This is a genomic window from Streptomyces sp. NPDC059787, assembly GCF_042732315.1.
GTDB classification, from domain to species: Bacteria; Actinomycetota; Actinomycetes; order Streptomycetales; family Streptomycetaceae; genus Streptomyces; species Streptomyces atrovirens.
The window spans coordinates 40,082-56,139 of the sequence record NZ_JBHWHX010000012.1 but is presented as its reverse complement, the minus strand read 5'-3'; the positions used below and the strand labels follow the sequence as shown (position 1 = coordinate 56,139).

The following is a 16,058-nucleotide window of genomic DNA, read 5'->3' as shown; positions in this document are numbered from 1 at the left end:
TCGTTGCGTCGCACCGCGCCCGAACGCCGGGGCGGCGATGTGACCTCGGCCGGATGGCCACTCCGACCACGCCCGGGCGCCGTGGGCGCCGGAGCGTGGGGACCGCGCTCAGGCCTCCGGTTCGACCGGGACCCCCGGCAGCCCGTCCACGCGTTCCAGTGCCTCGTCGACGCTCTCCGAGACGGGCACGGTGATGCTCACGCCCGTCAGGTCCAGGATGCGGCGCACCGCGGAGGTGGGGGAGATGATGTGCACGCTCCCCGGCAGCTCACGGGCCTCCTGGTAGACCCGGAGGATGATGTTCATGCCGGACGAGTCCATGAAGGGGACCGCCGACAGGTCGAGCAGGAAGTGCCGGCGGCCGTGATGCAGCTGGTTCGCCAGGTGGTGCTGGAACTCGGTCGCCGTGTCGACGTCCAAGTACCCCTCCACGGTGAGCAGCGCCACGTCCTCACGCGGCAGGGTCACCTCGACGGACAACGGGTCCTGGGCAATGGGCACGAGTACCTCCAACAAGGTGATCAAGCTCTTCGTCGCGCAGCCGCGCGTACCCCCGAATCGCCCGGTCATGCCTCGGCCCGCCCGGCGGGCCGAGGCTCACTCCTCAGCCGACCCGGATGCCGACGATGCAGGTGTCGTCGTCCGTGTCCGACCTGCTGTACGTGAGCAGCCGGTCCAGCCGCTGGTCGAGCGTGTCCGGGGCGGTGGCGGCGGTGGTGAGCAGATGGGTCAGTGACTCCTCCACGCTGCGGTCCCGGCGCTCGATCAGACCGTCCGTGTACATCAGCAGGTTGTCCTCGGCGGCCAGCCGCACCTCCGACTCCTCGTACACCGCCTCCGGCACGGCACCGAGCAGCATCCCGCGCACCAGCGGCAGCGGAGCGGCCTCGGAGCCCCGCACCAGCACCGGCGGCAGATGACCCGCACGGGCCCACCGCAGCGTGTGCGAGTCCGGGTCGTACAGACCGCACACGGCGGTGGCGGTGACGCCGCCCGTCAGGTGGTGCGTCACGATGTTCAGCCACGACAGCAGCTGTCCGGGGCCCGCCCCGGTGACCGCGAGGCCGCGCAGCGCGTTGCGCAGGACGACCATGCTGGTCGCCGCCTCTATGCCGTGGCCGGCGACGTCGCCCACGCACAGCAGCACCAGCCCGGACGGCAGCACCACGGCGTCGTACCAGTCGCCGCCCACCAGCTGCTCGGCCTCCGCGGGCCGGTAGCGGACGGCCACGTCCAGGTCGGGCACCTGCAGCGGCGCCTGGGTGGGCGGCATGATGGCGCGCTGCAACTGCAGCGCCAGCCGGTCGCGCTCGCTGGCGTGCTGCTCGGTGTGCGCGAGCTGGTCGCGGGTGGCCGCCAGCGCCACCTCGGTCCAGTGCTGGGAGGAGATGTCCTGGTAGGCGCCGCGGGTGGTGAGCAGCCGGCCGTCGGTGTCCAGGACCGGCTCGGCGACGACCCGGATGTGCCGGGTCACCCCGTCGGGGCGTTGCAGCCGGAAGGCGGCCGACGCCGGGCGCCGGTGGTGCAGCAGCGTGCGCAGGAAGCGGCCGATGGTGACGGCGTCGTCCGGGTGGGCGTGGGCCGGCAGCTCCTCCAGCGGTACCGGCAGGCTGGACTGCGGACGCCCGTACAGGTCGAAGAGCTGCCCGTTCCAGGTGATCTCCCCGGTCAGCAGGTTCTCCTCGAACCCGCCGATCCGGCCGAGCCGCTGGGCGTGCTGGAGCAGGCTCGCCAGGCGGGCCGTCTCGTCCTCGATCCGCCAGATGAACAGGATGCCGGAGCCGTGCCGGCTGACACTGATGTCGGCGACCGAGGCGAGCGGCACCTGGTCGACGAGGGCGGTCAGGTTCATGCGCCGGGCGCGGAACGGCTCCCCCGTGGCGTACACCCGTTCGATTCGCTGGAAGAGCTCGCTGTTCCCGGCGGCCATCGGGTACGCCTCCAGGAGCAGCGCGCCGCTGACCATGGCGCGCGGCCGGCCCGCCGGGTCCAGGAAACGGCTGTTGACGTGCTGGATGCGGAAGTCCAGCAGGTTGCCCTGGTCGTCCAGGTGCGGCACCAGGACGAGGGCCGGGTCGTACAGCCCGTCGGCCAGGTCCATCAGCTCCGCGGCGTCCGGCAGCGCCCGGGGCTGCCGGTCCGGGCCGCCCGGCGCCGTGTACGTCTCCAGGGTGTGCGCGCACAGCTCCGCCAGGGCCTCCACCTGGCGCACGATCTGCGGCGGCTGTTCGGGCAGCGGAGCCGGCCAGACGATCTCCAGCACGCCGTACACACGGCCCCCCGTACCGGCGGGTACGGCCGCCCTGCCGCCGTCCGGGTGATGGTGCCGGCCGACACTGGGCAGGCCCCGCTCGGCCAGCGACGTGATCCACAGGCCGTCGCGCTCCGCGAGGCCGCACCGGGCGACCGTCGCCACGTCCGGCGGTACGTAGTACCAGCGCGCGGCCTCCGCGGGGGAGAAGCCGGCGCTGCCCGCCAGGGTGAGCGATCCGTCGGCGCCGACCGCCCAGATCGCCACGGCCACCGCGCCCAGCGGACGCAGCGCCTGCGCCAGCAGGGACTCGGCCACGGCCTGGGTGTCGTCCGCCGCCAGCGCCCCGCTCTCGGCCGCGCGCAGCCGTACGACGGCGGGGTCCTGCCTCGCCTCCTCGGCGGCCCGGGTGGCGGCCAGGAAGGCGTCCGTCACCTCGGACATCCGGTCCCGGGCGGCCTGGTTGATGACCTCGACCGCGAACTCCAGCTGGGTCGTCCCGGCCTGCTCGGTCAGCTCGGCGAGCTGGCGGGCGGCCTGCGAGGGACCGCACCCCAGCCGTTCGACGAGGATGCCCTTGGCGAGTTCGATCAGCGCCCTGCCCTCGGCCTCGGCCTGTGCGGCCCGCACCTCCCGGCTGAGCCGGTCCACGGTGGCCGCCAGCCTGCCCACGGGCGAGTCCGCGGACACCCCGGCCGGTCCGGCCGACGGCCGTTCGAGGCGGAACCCGTCGAGCCGCTCGCCCTGCTCCCCGGGGCTCATGCGGGCAGCCAGCGGCGGACGCAGGCGATCAGGTCCTGGGTGTCGACCGGTTTGGTGACGTAGTCGCTGGCCCCCGAGGCGAGGCTCTTCTCCCGGTCCCCGGGCATCGCCTTCGCGGTGACGGCGATGATGGGCAGCTCGGCGTACCGCGGCATGGTGCGGATCTCGGCCGTGGCGGCGTAGCCGTCCAGCTCGGGCATCATCACGTCCATCAGCACGAGCGCCACGTCGGGGTTGTCCACCAGTCTCTCGATGCCCTTGCGGCCGTTCTCCGCGTGCAGCACCCGGAAGCCGTGCAGCTCCAGGATCCCGCTGAGCGCGAAGAGATTGCGCGCGTCGTCGTCGACGACGAGGATGGTGCGGCCGGAGAACGAGTCGTCCACCACGGTCTGCGGCGCAGGCCGCTGCGGCTCGTCGGGCCGCACCAGCGACAGCACGTCGCCGGGCTCCTCCGCGGAGAGGTGCAGGGCGATGCGTTCGCGCAGCTCGTCGAGGCTGGACAGGAACTCCAGCGCGGTGCCATCGGCACGGGACCGCAGGTCCTCCTCCACCGCCGCGTCCACCCGGTGGCCGCTGTGCACCAGCACCGGCACGCTCGCCAGGGCGGAGTCGCCCCGCAGCGCCTCCAGGAAGCGGGTGACCTCCTCCTGGGCCGTGCCGAGCTCCAGCACCACGCAGTGGCACGGATCGGCGGCCAGCGCACCGGCCGCCTCCTGGGCGCCGACGGCGGTGAGTATGTCGACCGAGGGACGGGAGGCGCCGTCGCCGTGCGCGACATCCTGGACCACGCTCTCCGCGACCAGGGTCAGCAGGCCCCGGGGCCGCTCCTCCACCACGAGCAGCCGCCGCGGACGCCGGCCGGACGCCGGCCCCGCCTCGAGCGCCGCCGGCTGCCGGGCCGGCACCTCCGGCAGGACCTCGCCCCGCTCCCCGTCCGGGACGACGACGGGCCGCAGCAGCTCCTCGAAGTCCGGCCGGGCCACGGGCAGGAACAGGGTGAACGTGCTGCCCTGGCCCGCGACGCTGTCCACCGTCACCGCGCCGCCCAGCAGATGTGCGATCTCCCGGGTGATGGACAGACCGAGCCCGGTGCCGCCGTACTTGCGGCTCGTCGTGCCGTCCGCCTGCTGGAAGGCGCCGAAGATCGCCTCCAGGTGCTGCTCGGGAATGCCCACACCGGTGTCCTGCACCCGGAAGGCCACCACGGACCCGCCCCGCAGCACACCGCTGGGCACCTCGTCGTCCGGCGCGGGCTCGATCCGCAGCTCCACACCGCCCCGCTCGGTGAACTTGACCGCGTTGGACAGCAGGTTGCGCAGCACCTGCCGCAGCCGCGAGTCGTCGGTGAGCAGGTCGGCCGGCGCGCCGGGCGCCGTCGTCACGGTGAAGTCCAGGCTCTTCTGCATCGTCATCGGCCGGAAGGTGGCCTCGACGTACTCGATGAGCCGGCGCAGCTCCACCCGCTCGGGGCTGACGTCCATCTTCCCGGCCTCGACCTTGGACAGATCGAGGATGTCGTTGATCAGCTGCAGCAGGTCCGAGCCGGCCGAGTGGATGATCTGCGCGTACTCGACCTGCTTGGGGCTGAGGTTGCGCGAGGGGTTCTGGGCGAGCAACTGGGCCAGGATCAGCAGGCTGTTGAGCGGGGTGCGCAGCTCGTGGCTCATGTTCGCCAGGAACTCGGACTTGTACTTCGAGGCCAGCGACAGCTGCTGGGCCCGTGCCTCCAGCTCCTGCCGGGCCTGCTCGATCTGGAGGTTCTTCGCCTCGATGTCCCGGTTCTGCGCGGCCAGCAGCGCGGCCTTGTCCTCCAGTTCGGCGTTGGAGTGCTGGAGTTCCTCCTGCTGGGTCTGCAACTCCGCCGAGCGTTCCTGCAGTTCGGCGGTGAGCCGCTGCGACTCGACGAGCAGCTCGTCGGTGCGGGCGTTGGCCACGATGGTATTGACGTTGACGCCGATGGTCTCCATCAGCTGGGCCAGGAAGTCCTGGTGGATCTGGGTGAACGGGGTCACCGACGCCAGCTCGATCACGCCGAGGACCTGGCCCTCGACCACGATGGGCAGCAGCACCAGCGTGGTCGGCACCACCTGCCCCAGTCCGGAGGAGATGGTGACGTAGTCCGGCGGCAGCTCGTCCACCGTGATGGTGCGGCGGCTGCGCGCGGCCTGGCCGACCAGGGTCCGGCCGAAGGCGATCCGGGTGGGCCGGCCGTCGTCGTCGGGGTAGCCGTAGGAGCCGACGAGCCGCAGCCCGTGGCCGCCGTCGCCGTCCTCCGCGAGGTAGAAGGCGCCGTACTGGGCCGACACCAGCGGCACCAGCTCGTCCATGATCAGCTCGGCGACCACGGGCAGGTCGCGGTGGCCCTGCATCAGGCCGGAGACCCGGGCGAGGTTGGTCTTGAGCCAGTCCTGCTCCTGGTTGGCCCGAGTGGTCTCGCGCAGGGACTCCACCATCGAGTTGATGTTGTCCTTGAGCTCGGCGACCTCACCGGAGGCCTCCACGTTGACGGAGCGGGTCAGGTCGCCCTCGGCGACCGCGCTCGTGACCTCGGCGATCGCCCGGACCTGCCGGGTGAGGTTGCCCGCCAGTTCGTTGACGTTCTCCGTGAGCCGCTTCCAGGTGCCGGAGACGCCCTCGACCTCCGCCTGTCCGCCGAGGCGGCCCTCGGTGCCGACCTCGCGGGCGACGCGGGTGACCTCCTGGGCGAAGGCGGAGAGCTGGTCGACCATCGTGTTGATGGTCGTCTTCAGCTCGAGGATCTCGCCGCGCGCGTCGACGTCGATCTTCTTCGACAGGTCACCGCGGGCCACGGCGGTCGTCACCAGCGCGATGTTGCGGACCTGACCGGTGAGGTTGTTGGCCATGGAGTTGACGTTGTCGGTGAGGTCCTTCCAGGTACCCGCGACATGGGGCACGTGCGCCTGGCCGCCGAGGCGGCCCTCGGTGCCTACCTCGCGGGCGACGCGGGTGACCTCGTCGGCGAAGGCCGACAGCGTGTCGACCATGGTGTTGATGACGTCGGCCAGCGCCCCGACCTCCCCGGCCGCCTCGACCCTGATCCGCTGCGACAGGTCGCCCCGGCCCACCGCGGAGGCGACCTGGGCGATGGAGCGGACCTGACCGGTCAGGTTGGACGCCATCACGTTGACGTTGTCGGTGAGGTCCTTCCAGGTGCCGGAGACGCCGCGCACCTGCGCCTGGCCGCCGAGGCGGCCCTCGGTGCCGACCTCGCGGGCGACGCGGGTGACCTCGTCGGCGAAGGCGGAGAGCTGGTCGACCATCGTGTTGATCGTGTTCTTGAGTTCGAGGATCTCGCCGCGGGCGTCCACGGTGATCTTCTGCGACAGGTCGCCCTTGGCGACCGCCGTCGCCACCAGCGCGATGTTGCGGACCTGACCGGTGAGGTTGCCGGCCATGAAGTTCACCGAGTGGGTGAGATCGCGCCAGGTGCCCTTCACGCCCTGCACGTCGGCCTGGCCGCCGAGGCGACCCTCGGTGCCTACCTCGCGGGCGACGCGGGTGACCTCGTCGGCGAAGGCGGAGAGCTGGTCGACCATCGTGTTGATGGTGTTCTTGAGTTCGAGGATCTCGCCGCGGGCGTCCACGGTGATCTTCTGCGACAGGTCGCCCTTGGCGACCGCCGTCGTCACCTGGGCGATGGAGCGGACCTGCGCGGTGAGGTTGCCCGCCATCGCGTTCACCGAGTCCGTCAGGTCGGACCACGTGCCCGAGACCCCCGGCACCTGCGCCTGGCCGCCCAGCGCCCCCTCGGTGCCGACCTCGCGGGCCACCCGTGTCACCTCGGAGGTGAACACCGACAGCTGGTCCACCATCCCGTTGAAGACCTTGGCGATGTCCCCCATGAGGCCGTCCGCGTCGTCCGGCAGCCGGGTGCCGAAGTCCCCGTCCCGTACGGCCGTCAGCCCCGCCAGGAGCCGCCTCAGCTCCTGGTCCCCCGGTGCCGCCTCGGTCCCCTCGGTGCTCTTGCTGGTCATGCGCACCCTCGTTCCGGCCAGAGTCAGTGCGCGTTTCCGCAGTTCACGGATGTGCGCGATGAGAAAATACGCCGAAGGCTAACCCAGGTGGCGGGTGCGGAACAAAGCGCGGCGCCTCGGGGGAAAACGATTCGAGAAAACTCGGAATCGCTTGCATACCTTGGTCATTGAGGGGTACTCGGCTTGATTTGACCGGACGCGGAGCGTCGGAGCGCCGGCGCGCGCGGTTTTGGTCCACGCCTTTCGAATGCGCACGCGCCTGACGGGTATTTGCTGCTGTGGAGCTGGGCGACGCCCAGGGGATCCGTCGTCATCGGGGAGGCAAGGAGCAGTGTCCATCGACAGCATCTGGTCGTACGCGCCGGACCTGGACCAGGTCCAGGGGCAGGACCTCACGGACTACACCGTCGTCGCGAGCGACGGCACCATCGGCCACGTGGACCGGCAGGCCGACCACCACGGCATGCGGCACCTCGTCGTCGACACCGGGGTGTGGGTGTTCGGCCGCAGCCTCCTGGTGCCGGTCGGCGTCGTCACGGCCGTCCACGCCGGGGAACGCCAGGTGACGTTGGCCTGCACCAGGGCCGAGGTGAAGGAAGCGCCCCGGTTCCGGACCGACAGCGAGACCATGGACCCCGCCTACCTCACCGAGGTCGGCGATTACTACCATCGGCTGCCGCCGCGCGAGAGTCCCGCCGAGTGAGCACCGCACGGCAGACGCGCCCGGCCGACGGCACGGGGGTGCGCAGTGCCGCCGGCGCGCGGGCGCACGCCGAGGCGACGGTGCGGGCGCGCTGGGACTCCGAGGGCCGCACCCCGCACCACCAGGACATGATCGACCTCTCGCTCGTCGTGTCGGAGCTGGTCACCAACGCCATCCGGCACGGCGCCGGACTGGCCGGCTTCGACGTGCGGACGACCGGGGAGGGTGTGCGGATCGCCGTCCACGACCACAGTGACGTCATCCCCGAGGCCGCCGGCGGGACCGGCGCCCTGCCGGCCGTGCACCGCGGCAGCGGTTACGGATGGCCCCTGGTGATCCGGCTGGCGCGGGACATCGACATCCGCAGGCGCCCCGGGGGCGGCAAGACCGTCAGCGTGCTCGTCCCCCTGCGCGACGCGCCGGCCTAGGCTCACCAGGGCAGGAAGACGTGGATGTCCTTGCCGTGGTCGTCGCCGACGACGCTGACCTGGTCGCACAGCGTGTGGATCAGGTGCCAGCCGATCCCGCCGCCGCCGCGGTTGGGGTGGAAGGGCCGCGGGGCCGGCTCGGTGGTGCTGGTGTCGTGCATCACCACGTGCACTCCGTCGAACGTTCTGCGCAGACGCAGCTGGAACGGGCCCGGCGCGTACTGCACCGCGTTGGCGGCCAGCTCCGTGACCACCAGGAGTATGTCGTCCCAGTGCTCCGGGGCCGACGGCGCCACCACACGGGCCAGGTCGAAGAGGAACTCCTCCGCGACCAGGCGTGCGTCCGTCACATCGTGCAGCTCCCCCGGGAAGCTGGCGATGCGGCTCGTGATGTCCTCGGCAGCCAGTGTCCTGTCCCTACGCGGCTCGCGTGCCATCTCGCCTTCCAGGCCCCGTCGTCGCGGGGCAGTCGTCCTCGCGTCTGCGCCCCCTGGAACTGTGGGTTCCCGTGCGGGCGGAGCCTACGCGCCCGCATGCCCGTGCCCGCCCGGTGACAAACCCGTCACCGACCGGCAGCGGCTCCCGGAGCCTGCCCACGACGTCCGTCCCGCCCGCCGCGCGACGCCCGGCACGCGCTCCCCGGAGGGGGACCCCCATGAACGGGCTCCGTCGAGGACGCTCCGACGCCCTGCGACCGCACGCTCGGACCGAGCTCGCGCGGGGCCGCCCCTCGGACGGACGACGGGGAGGGCCGGACAGGACCCGGCCCTCCCCGGACGCTCAGCGGAAGACGTTGTCCGAGTCGTCCCAGCCGGACGGGTCGTCCACGGCCGGTGTCCGTCCCGGACGGGTCCGGGAGTGGTACATCGCGTCGATCTCCAGCGCGTAGTGCCGCACGATCTCGTCCCGGCGCAGTTTCATCGACGGCGTCAGCAGCCCGTTGGCCACGTCGAACGGTTCGGGCAGCACCCGGAACACCCGGATCGACTCCGAGCGCGACACACTGCTGTTGGCCGCGGCGACCGCCCGCGCGATCTCCTCCCGCAGCGCGTTCTCCTCCCGCGCCTCCCGGGCCGGCGCGTCGCCCGGCAGGGACAGCGCCGCCCGCCAGTCGTTGAGGAACTCCGGGTCCAGCGTGATCAGGGCACCCACGCACGGCCGGTTGTCGCCCACGACCACGGCCTGGTGGACCAGCGGGTGCATCCGCAGCCGCTGCTCCAGGGCCGACGGCGCCACGCTCTTGCCGCTGCTCGTGATGATGATGTCCTTCTTGCGGCCGGTGATCGTGAGGTAGCCCTCGGCGTCCAGCCGGCCCAGATCGCCCGTGGCCAGCCAGCCGTCGCGCAGCACGGCCCGGGTGGCGGCCTCGTCGCCCACGTACCCCTGGAACACCGACGGCCCGCGCACCAGGATCTCCCCGTCGTCGGCCACCCGTATCCCGGTGCCCGGCAGTGCCTGCCCGACGGTGCCGGACTTCTCCCGCCCGAACGGCTGCATCGTCACCCCGCCGCTGGTCTCGGTGAGCCCGTAGCCGTCGTGGACGTAGATGCCGATCCCCTCGTAGAAGAGGGACAGGTCGCGGTGGAGCGTCGACCCCCCGGAGGTGGCCCGCAGCACCCGGCCGCCCAGCGTGGCCCGCAGCCTGCGGTAGACCGTGCGCTCGTACAGGGCGTGCTGCAGCCGCAGGTCGAGGCCCGGCCCGGAGCCGAGACCCAGCCGCTGCCGCTCCAGCGCGGCGGCGAAGTCCTGTGCCGTGCCGGCCGCCCGCTCGAACAGGGCACCGCGGCCCGACAGCTGTGCCGAGCGCAGGAAGTTCTTGTAGATCTTCTCCAGCAGCGACGGGACGGCGTACAGATAGGTGGGCCGGAAGGTGCGCAGGGCCGAGGCCAGGGACTCCCCGCCGATGTCGGGTTCGTGCCCCATCAGCAGCCCGCCGCGCACGCACAGCACCTGGATCATCAGACCGTAGACGTGGGAGAAGGGCAGGAAGGCGAGGACGGCGGCCTGCTCACCGGGGGGCGCCGTGACGTGGCCCCAGCCCGCCAGCAGGGTGTCGCTCATGAAGGCCAGGCCGCGGTGGCTCAGCGCGCAGCCCATGGCGTGGCCGGAGGTGCCGGAGGTGTAGGCGACGACGGCCGTGGAGTCCGGCAGGACGATGCGGCGCATCGAGTCCACCGTGGCCGCCGGGATGAACTCGCCGCGCGCCACCAGCTGGTCCAGCGCGCCCGCGTCCAGCTGCCACACGTGCCGCAGCGCCGGCAGCGCGGCGCACACGGACCCGACGGTCATCACGCCCTGCTCGTCCTCCACCAGCACGGCCACACAGCCGGAGTCCCGCAGGATCCACTCGACCTGCTCGCGCGAGGAGGTCGGATAGATGGGGACGACCTCGGCGCCCACCGCCCACAGGGCATGGCCCAGGAGGGTCCACTCGTAGCGGGTGCGCGCCATGATCGCCACCCGCGTGCCGGGCGAGATCCCGGACACCACCAGGCCCTTGGCCACGGCGACGACCTCGTCGCGGAACTCGATGGCGGTGATCCGCTCCCAGGTGGCGGAGGCCGGACCGGCGCGGCGGGCGAGCACCGGCAGGGCGGGGCTCTCGGCCGCCGTCTCGAAGAGGCTGTCGGCGAGGCCGCCGGCCAGGGGCGAGGCGGATGGGGGAGCGAGAGCGAGGTCGCGCATGCACTGCTCCTGACGTGTACGGGCTGTGACTCGGCCGATGAGCACCGTCATCGGCGGTGCCTGAATGTAGCCGAGCCGGAGCGCCCACGCGCCGGGATCGCGACAAGTGTGTCCGCACTGATGATCTCGCCGCTTTCGGGGGACCCGGAGGGCATGAGTTACGTCAATCCAGATCCCGATCCGGAACGCAGCACCGGCCTCGAACCGGGCGGCGGCGTACCCCCGGGCGAGACCCCGCCCGCGGAGAGCAGCATGCCCGAGGCGGGCCCCCGGGAGACGCACAACCCGACCAAGGGCTGGGCCAAGGGCCCGATGACCGCGATCCTCGTCCTCGTGGCGCTGATCGCGGCGTTCTTCCTGGTCTACGCCATCATCCTCATCCTCTGACGCCCCCTGACCGCGAGGAGACGCCCCCTACCCGCGAGGAGCGGACCCCGTACGCCCCGCCCCCTGGGTGTGCCGTACGCACTCCGTGACGACGTCCCTCAGACTCCCCGTGCGTTCCAGCAGGGCGCGCTGCACCTGCGCCCCGTTGCCGTCGCGCAGCAGCCGTGCGCAGCCCTCGCGGGCGCGCTCCAGGTCGCCGGTGGCCTCCAGGGCCTCGGCGGCGTGGTCGAGGAGGTCGCGTACGACCGTCTCCGCCGGCATGCGCCGCATGGTCTCCGGGTGGAGCAGCTCGCCCGTCAGCCCCGACCGGGCCGCCTGCCAGGCGGCCAGCCGGAGCAGGCTGACACCGGGGTCCACCGGCTCCCGGCCGGCCCGCCACTCGCGTGCCGCGGTCTCCACCAGTGCGCGCGCGAGGGTGGCGATCAGCGCCGCCGTCTCCGCGTGCAGACAGACGTCGGAGACGCGGATCTCCACCGTCGGGTACTGCTGGGACAGCCGGGCGTCGAAGTAGACCATCTTCTCGTCGAGGATGACACCGGTGGCCACCATGTCGGCGACCCGCCGGTGGTAGCGCTCGGCCGAGCCGAACGTCTCGGTGGGACCGGCGGACGGCCAGCGCTGCCAGACCCGGCTGCGGTAGCTGCTGTACCCCGTCTCCTTGCCCTGCCAGAACGGCGAGTTCGCGCTCAGCGCCGCCAGCACCGTCAGCCAGGGCCGCAGCCGGTCCACGACCCCGACGCCCTCCTCGTCGGACTCGACGGACACATGGACGTGGCAGCCCATGACGAGCTGTTCCCGGGTGGCGATGCCGTACTGCTCCTCCATCCACCGGTACCGCCGGTTGACGCCGATGGCCGGGCTGACCGGCAGCGGCGAGGTGGCGAGGGCGGCCACGGCACAGCCGATCTTCCCGGCGTGCCCGGCGGCCTCCTCGCGGCAGCGGACGATCTCCGCGTGCAGGCTCTCCATCGAGGACTGCGGATGCGTGGCGAACTCCAGCATCTGCTCGTGCAGTTCCTTCTCGAAGACGTCCTGCTCCGCGCCGTCCCGGGCGGCACGGGCGAGTACCGCCGCGGACATCGCCCGCGGTTCGCCGCTCTCCGGATCGACCAGGAGGAGCTCCTCCTCCACTCCGACGGTGCGCACCTGGTGCCGCCCTTCTGTGTCCTGTCGTGACGACGCCGAGAAGACCTCGGCCGTACGACCCCGAATGCCCCGGTGAGGGCCTCGGACACCTGGCGGCGCCGCCGGCCCCTCACAGGGCGACCGGTGTCAGCCACATCGTCGCGAGCGGCGGCAGCGTGAGCCGGACGGTGCCGTCCTCGGGCTTGACCGGGTCCGGGTGCGTGATGTCCCCGCCGCCGTAGTGCGCGGCGTCGGTGTTGAGGACCTCCTGCCAGGCGATCACGTCGTCACCGACACCGAGGGCGTAGTCGTGCCGGACCACGGGGGAGAAGTTCGACACCGCGAGCAGCGGCCGGCCCTCGGTGTCGTACCGCAGGAACGCGAAGACGTTGTCGTCGGCCGCGTCGACCGACACCCACCGGAAGCCGGACGGGTCGGTGTCGCGCTGCCACAGCGCCGGGGTCGCCCGGTAGTGGGTGTTGAGGTCGCGCACCAGGTCCCGCACCCCTCGGTGGTCGCCCGCGGAGTGGTACCCGTCGTCGAGCAGCCACCACTCCGGGCCGGCCTTCTCGGACCACTCGGCACCCTGCGCGAACTCCTGCCCCATGAACAGCAGTTGCTTGCCGGGGTGGGCCCACATGAAACCGAGGTAGGCCCGCAGGTTCGCCCGCCGCTGCCACCAGTCGCCCGGCATCTTCGACACCAGCGCCTGTTTGCCGTGCACCACCTCGTCGTGCGAGATGGGCAGCACGTAGTTCTCGCTGTAGGCGTACACCATCGCGAACGTCATCTCGTGGTGGTGGTACTTGCGGTGCACCGGCTCGTGGGAGACGTACTCCAGCGAGTCGTGCATCCAGCCCATGTTCCACTTCAGGCCGAACCCGAGACCGCCGGTGTCGGTGGGCCGGGTCACCCCGCCCCACGCCGTGGACTCCTCCGCGATGGTCACCACCCCGGGGCAGCGCCGGTACACGGTCGCGTTCATCTCCTGGAGGAACGCCATCGCCGCCAGGTCCTCCCGGCCGCCGTACGCGTTCGGCTCCCAGCCTCCGTCCTCGCGCGAGTAGTCCAGGTAGAGCATGGAGGCCACCGCGTCCACCCGCAGTCCGTCGATGTGGAACTCCTGGCACCAGTACACGGCGTTCGCGACCAGGAAGTTGCGCACCTCGGTGCGGGCGAAGTCGAAGGTGTACGTCCCCCAGTCGGGGTGCTCCGCGCGCCGGGAGTCCCCGGGCTCGTACAGCGGGTCCCCGTCGAACCGGGCCAGTGCCCAGTCGTCCTTGGGGAAGTGCGCCGGCACCCAGTCCATGATCACGCCGATGCCGGCCCGGTGCAGCGCGTCGATCAGGTACTTGAAGTCGTCCGGGGTGCCCAGCCGGGCGGTCGGCGCGTAGAAGCCGGTGACCTGGTAGCCCCAGGACGGCCCGAAGGGGTGCTCGGCGACCGGCATCAGCTCCACGTGGGTGAAGCCGAGGTCCTTGACGTACGCCGGGAGCTCTTCGGCGAGTTCGCGGTACGTCAGTCCCGGCCGCCAGGACGGCAGGTGCACCTCGTACACCGAGAACGGCGCCTCGTGCACGGGCGTCGCCGCCCGCCGCGCGAACCAGTCGGCGTCGCCCCACTCGTAGTGCGAGGCCGTCACGACGGACGCCGTGTTCGGCGGCGCCTCCGTGCGCCGCGCCATCGGGTCGGCCTTGAGGAACCGGTGGCCGTAGCGGGAGTGGATCTCGAACTTGTAGCAGGTGCCCTCACCGATGCCGGGCAGGAACAGCTCCCACACCCCGGACGAGCCGAGCGAGCGCATCGGGAACGCCGTGCCGTCCCAGTGGGTGAAGTCGGCGGCGACCCTCACCCCCTGCGCGTTCGGCGCCCACACCGTGAAGCGGGTGCCGGTGACGCCCTGGTGGGTCGTCGGGTGCGCGCCGAGCGCCGTCCACAGCTCCTCGTGCCGGCCCTCGCCGATCAGGTGCAGGTCGAACTCGCCGAGCGCGGGCAGGAACCGGTACGGATCGTGTGTCTCGACGGCCGCGTCGTCGCCGTAGGCCACCGTCAGCGTGTACGCGGGGACCGCGTCCAGCGGCAGTACGCCGGAGAAGAGGCCGTCGCCCTCCGACACGAGCGGGGTGCGTTCGCCGTCGACGACCACACCCACCTCACGCGCGAAGGGCCGCAGCGCCCGGAAGGCGATCCCGCCGGGTACCGGATGGGCGCCGAGCAGCGCGTGCGGATCATGGTGGGCGCCCGCCAGCAGGCGCCCCCGGTCGGTCGGGTCGAGGGCGGGTGCGGCGCCGGGGGGCGCGGCGGCGGACGGGACGGGCCCGGCCGACTCGGGAAGCGGGGTGTCACGCAGGGCCACGGCTTCAGTCTCCTCTCACGGCGAGGCGCTCGATCGCCGCCATGGGTACGGGCAGCCAGTCGGGTCGGTGCCGGGCCTCGTACAGCACCTCGTACACGGCCCGGTCCGTCTCGTAGGCGCGGAGCAGGCCGTGCTTCTTGCGCGGGTCCCAGCCGGCGCGGGCGGCGTAGCCCGCGCAGTAGGCCTCACGGCAGCGGCGCGCCCACTCCGGGCGCCAGGGGCGGCGCTGGCGGGCGGCGTAGTCGAAGGAGCGCAGCATCCCGGCGATGTCCCGCACGGGGGAGTGGGCGCTGCGCCGTTCGGAGAGCGGCCGGGACGGCTCGCCCTCGAAGTCGATGACGAACCACTCGCGCCCCGCCCGCAGTACCTGTCCCAGGTGCAGGTCGCCGTGGACGCGCTGGGCGGGCGGCCCGGCGTCGCAGGTGGTCAGGGCGGCGAAGGCGGCCCGCAGTCCCGGCACGAACGGCTGGAGCGCGGGGACGGCGTGCGCCGCGGCGGTCAGCCGCTCGGTCATCGCCGCCGCCGTCCGCCCGTTCTCGCCGGGCGCGCCGACGGGGAACGCCGTGGACAGCGCCAGGTGGACGTCCGCCGTGGCCCGGCCCAGCGCGTGCGACTGCGCGGTGAAGTCGTCACCGGCGGCGAGCGCGTCGAGGGCCAGCGTCCAGCCGTCGGAGGCGTTGCGCAGATACGGCTGGAGCACACCGAGCGTCGCGTTGAACGGGTACGTGGTGCGCAGCCAGGCCACCGGGGCGGGCACCCGGTGGCAGCCCTGCCGGGCCAGCGCCCCGGGCACCTCCAGGTCCGGATTGACACCGGGCTGGACGCGCCGGAACACCTTCAGGATGTACTCGTCGCCGTACACCAGGGAGGAGTTGGACTGCTCGGCGGTCATCAGGCGCGGCACCAGTCCGGCGGGCACCTGCTGGGACCCGTCGCACTCGAACCGCAGCGGGCCCGCCGCGCCGGGGTGGCGCAGCCGTTCCAGGAGCAGCTGGGCGGCGCGCGGGTCGTGCAGGGCGTCGTAGACCGTCAGTCCGGCCAGCCGGCCGTCCGGCACCCTGCCGATGAGTGCCTTGCCGAGCCGCGGCGAGGGGTGCTCCCGTACGCCGAGGAGGAGCTGGTAGCAGTCACCGGCCGGGGGTGTGCCGCCGGGAGCGGGCACGCCTCCGTGACCGGCGTGCACCAGCATGTGCAGACAGCCCGGGAACAGCTCCGTCATCGAGAGCACACCGAGGTCGGTGACGGGCCGGTCCTTGCCGGCGAACCAGCGCTGCAGCGGCAGCCACTCGCGCAGCAGCCCGGTGAGCGACTCCATGGGCTCGGCGGGCGCGCTTCGCGGCCGCAGGAACGCGGTCTTCGTCATGGT

11 protein-coding genes are annotated in these 16,058 nt (G+C 72.4%); 3 read left to right on the top strand and 8 right to left on the bottom strand.

Annotated features, from left to right (window positions below; translation table 11 throughout):
* Positions 1-108: 108 nt before the first annotated feature.
* The 3 genes from ACFV5H_RS13930 to ACFV5H_RS13920 all read right to left on the bottom strand — a co-directional run bounded on the left by ACFV5H_RS13930 (position 109) and on the right by ACFV5H_RS13920 (position 7,008).
* Entirely contained in the window at positions 109-501 is a 393-nt protein-coding gene (locus tag ACFV5H_RS13930; RefSeq protein ID WP_385050044.1) for an STAS domain-containing protein, read from the bottom strand.
* Positions 502-604: 103 nt separating this feature from the next.
* On the bottom strand, positions 605-3,013 hold the full coding sequence (locus ACFV5H_RS13925; RefSeq protein ID WP_385050046.1) for a SpoIIE family protein phosphatase: 2,409 nt from the start codon (positions 3,011-3,013) through the stop codon (positions 605-607).
* The gene (locus ACFV5H_RS13920) at positions 3,010-7,008 is read right to left on the bottom strand and encodes a HAMP domain-containing protein (RefSeq protein WP_385194792.1); all 3,999 of its coding nucleotides are present in this window, start codon (positions 7,006-7,008) and stop codon (positions 3,010-3,012) included. Before ACFV5H_RS13920 ends, ACFV5H_RS13925 begins: the two co-directional genes overlap by 4 nt.
* 331 nt (positions 7,009-7,339) lie before the next feature.
* Between ACFV5H_RS13920 and ACFV5H_RS13915 the strand changes: the two genes are divergently transcribed.
* Positions 7,340-7,711 carry a PRC-barrel domain containing protein gene (locus ACFV5H_RS13915; RefSeq protein ID WP_385050050.1) on the top strand — a complete coding sequence of 124 codons (372 nt, stop codon included), beginning with the start codon at positions 7,340-7,342 and terminating at the stop codon, positions 7,709-7,711.
* Entirely contained in the window at positions 7,708-8,139 is a 432-nt protein-coding gene (locus tag ACFV5H_RS13910; RefSeq protein ID WP_385050052.1) for an ATP-binding protein, read from the top strand. Before ACFV5H_RS13915 ends, ACFV5H_RS13910 begins: the two co-directional genes overlap by 4 nt.
* Positions 8,140-8,141: 2 nt before the next feature.
* Here ACFV5H_RS13910 and ACFV5H_RS13905 read toward each other — a convergent pair whose 3' ends face one another.
* Both ACFV5H_RS13905 and ACFV5H_RS13900 read right to left on the bottom strand, forming a co-directional pair.
* The gene (locus tag ACFV5H_RS13905) at positions 8,142-8,576 is read right to left on the bottom strand and encodes an ATP-binding protein (protein ID WP_385050054.1); all 435 of its coding nucleotides are present in this window, start codon (positions 8,574-8,576) and stop codon (positions 8,142-8,144) included.
* Positions 8,577-8,919: 343 nt separating this feature from the next.
* On the bottom strand, positions 8,920-10,824 hold the full coding sequence (locus ACFV5H_RS13900) for an AMP-dependent synthetase/ligase (protein WP_385050056.1): 1,905 nt from the start codon (positions 10,822-10,824) through the stop codon (positions 8,920-8,922).
* Between the two features lie 153 nt (positions 10,825-10,977).
* On the opposite strand from ACFV5H_RS13900, the gene ACFV5H_RS13895 reads away from it, so the two are divergent.
* Positions 10,978-11,211: a DUF6480 family protein gene (locus ACFV5H_RS13895; protein ID WP_385050057.1), complete on the top strand. Its 234-nt coding sequence runs from the start codon at positions 10,978-10,980 to the stop codon at positions 11,209-11,211.
* 27 nt (positions 11,212-11,238) lie between these two features.
* Here the strand turns inward: ACFV5H_RS13895 and ACFV5H_RS13890 are convergent, their stop codons facing one another.
* The 3 genes from ACFV5H_RS13890 to ACFV5H_RS13880 all read right to left on the bottom strand — a co-directional run bounded on the left by ACFV5H_RS13890 (position 11,239) and on the right by ACFV5H_RS13880 (position 16,055).
* A complete protein-coding gene (locus ACFV5H_RS13890) occupies positions 11,239-12,357 on the bottom strand; it encodes a glutamate--cysteine ligase (RefSeq protein ID WP_385194789.1) in 1,119 nt (372 codons plus the stop codon).
* A gap of 109 nt (positions 12,358-12,466) precedes the next feature.
* Positions 12,467-14,692: a 1,4-alpha-glucan branching enzyme gene (gene glgB, locus ACFV5H_RS13885; protein ID WP_385194786.1), complete on the bottom strand. Its 2,226-nt coding sequence runs from the start codon at positions 14,690-14,692 to the stop codon at positions 12,467-12,469.
* Positions 14,693-14,696: 4 nt separating this feature from the next.
* Positions 14,697-16,055, bottom strand: a complete 1,359-nt coding sequence (locus ACFV5H_RS13880) for a maltokinase (RefSeq protein ID WP_385050063.1) — start codon at positions 16,053-16,055, stop codon at positions 14,697-14,699.
* Between the last annotated feature and the right edge of the window lie 3 nt (positions 16,056-16,058).

Bases quoted from the DNA above. Each gene is read 5' to 3' on its own strand.
- ACFV5H_RS13900 (WP_385050056.1), bottom strand. From the start codon at position 10,824: ATGCGCGACCTCGCTCTCGCTCCCCCATCCGCCTCGCCCCTGGCCGGC.
- ACFV5H_RS13880 (WP_385050063.1), bottom strand. From the start codon at position 16,055: ATGACGAAGACCGCGTTCCTGCGGCCGCGAAGCGCGCCCGCCGAGCCC.
- ACFV5H_RS13925 (WP_385050046.1), bottom strand. From the start codon at position 3,013: ATGAGCCCCGGGGAGCAGGGCGAGCGGCTCGACGGGTTCCGCCTCGAA.
- ACFV5H_RS13905 (WP_385050054.1), bottom strand. From the start codon at position 8,576: ATGGCACGCGAGCCGCGTAGGGACAGGACACTGGCTGCCGAGGACATC.
- ACFV5H_RS13920 (WP_385194792.1), bottom strand. From the start codon at position 7,008: ATGACCAGCAAGAGCACCGAGGGGACCGAGGCGGCACCGGGGGACCAG.
- ACFV5H_RS13895 (WP_385050057.1), top strand. From the start codon at position 10,978: ATGAGTTACGTCAATCCAGATCCCGATCCGGAACGCAGCACCGGCCTC.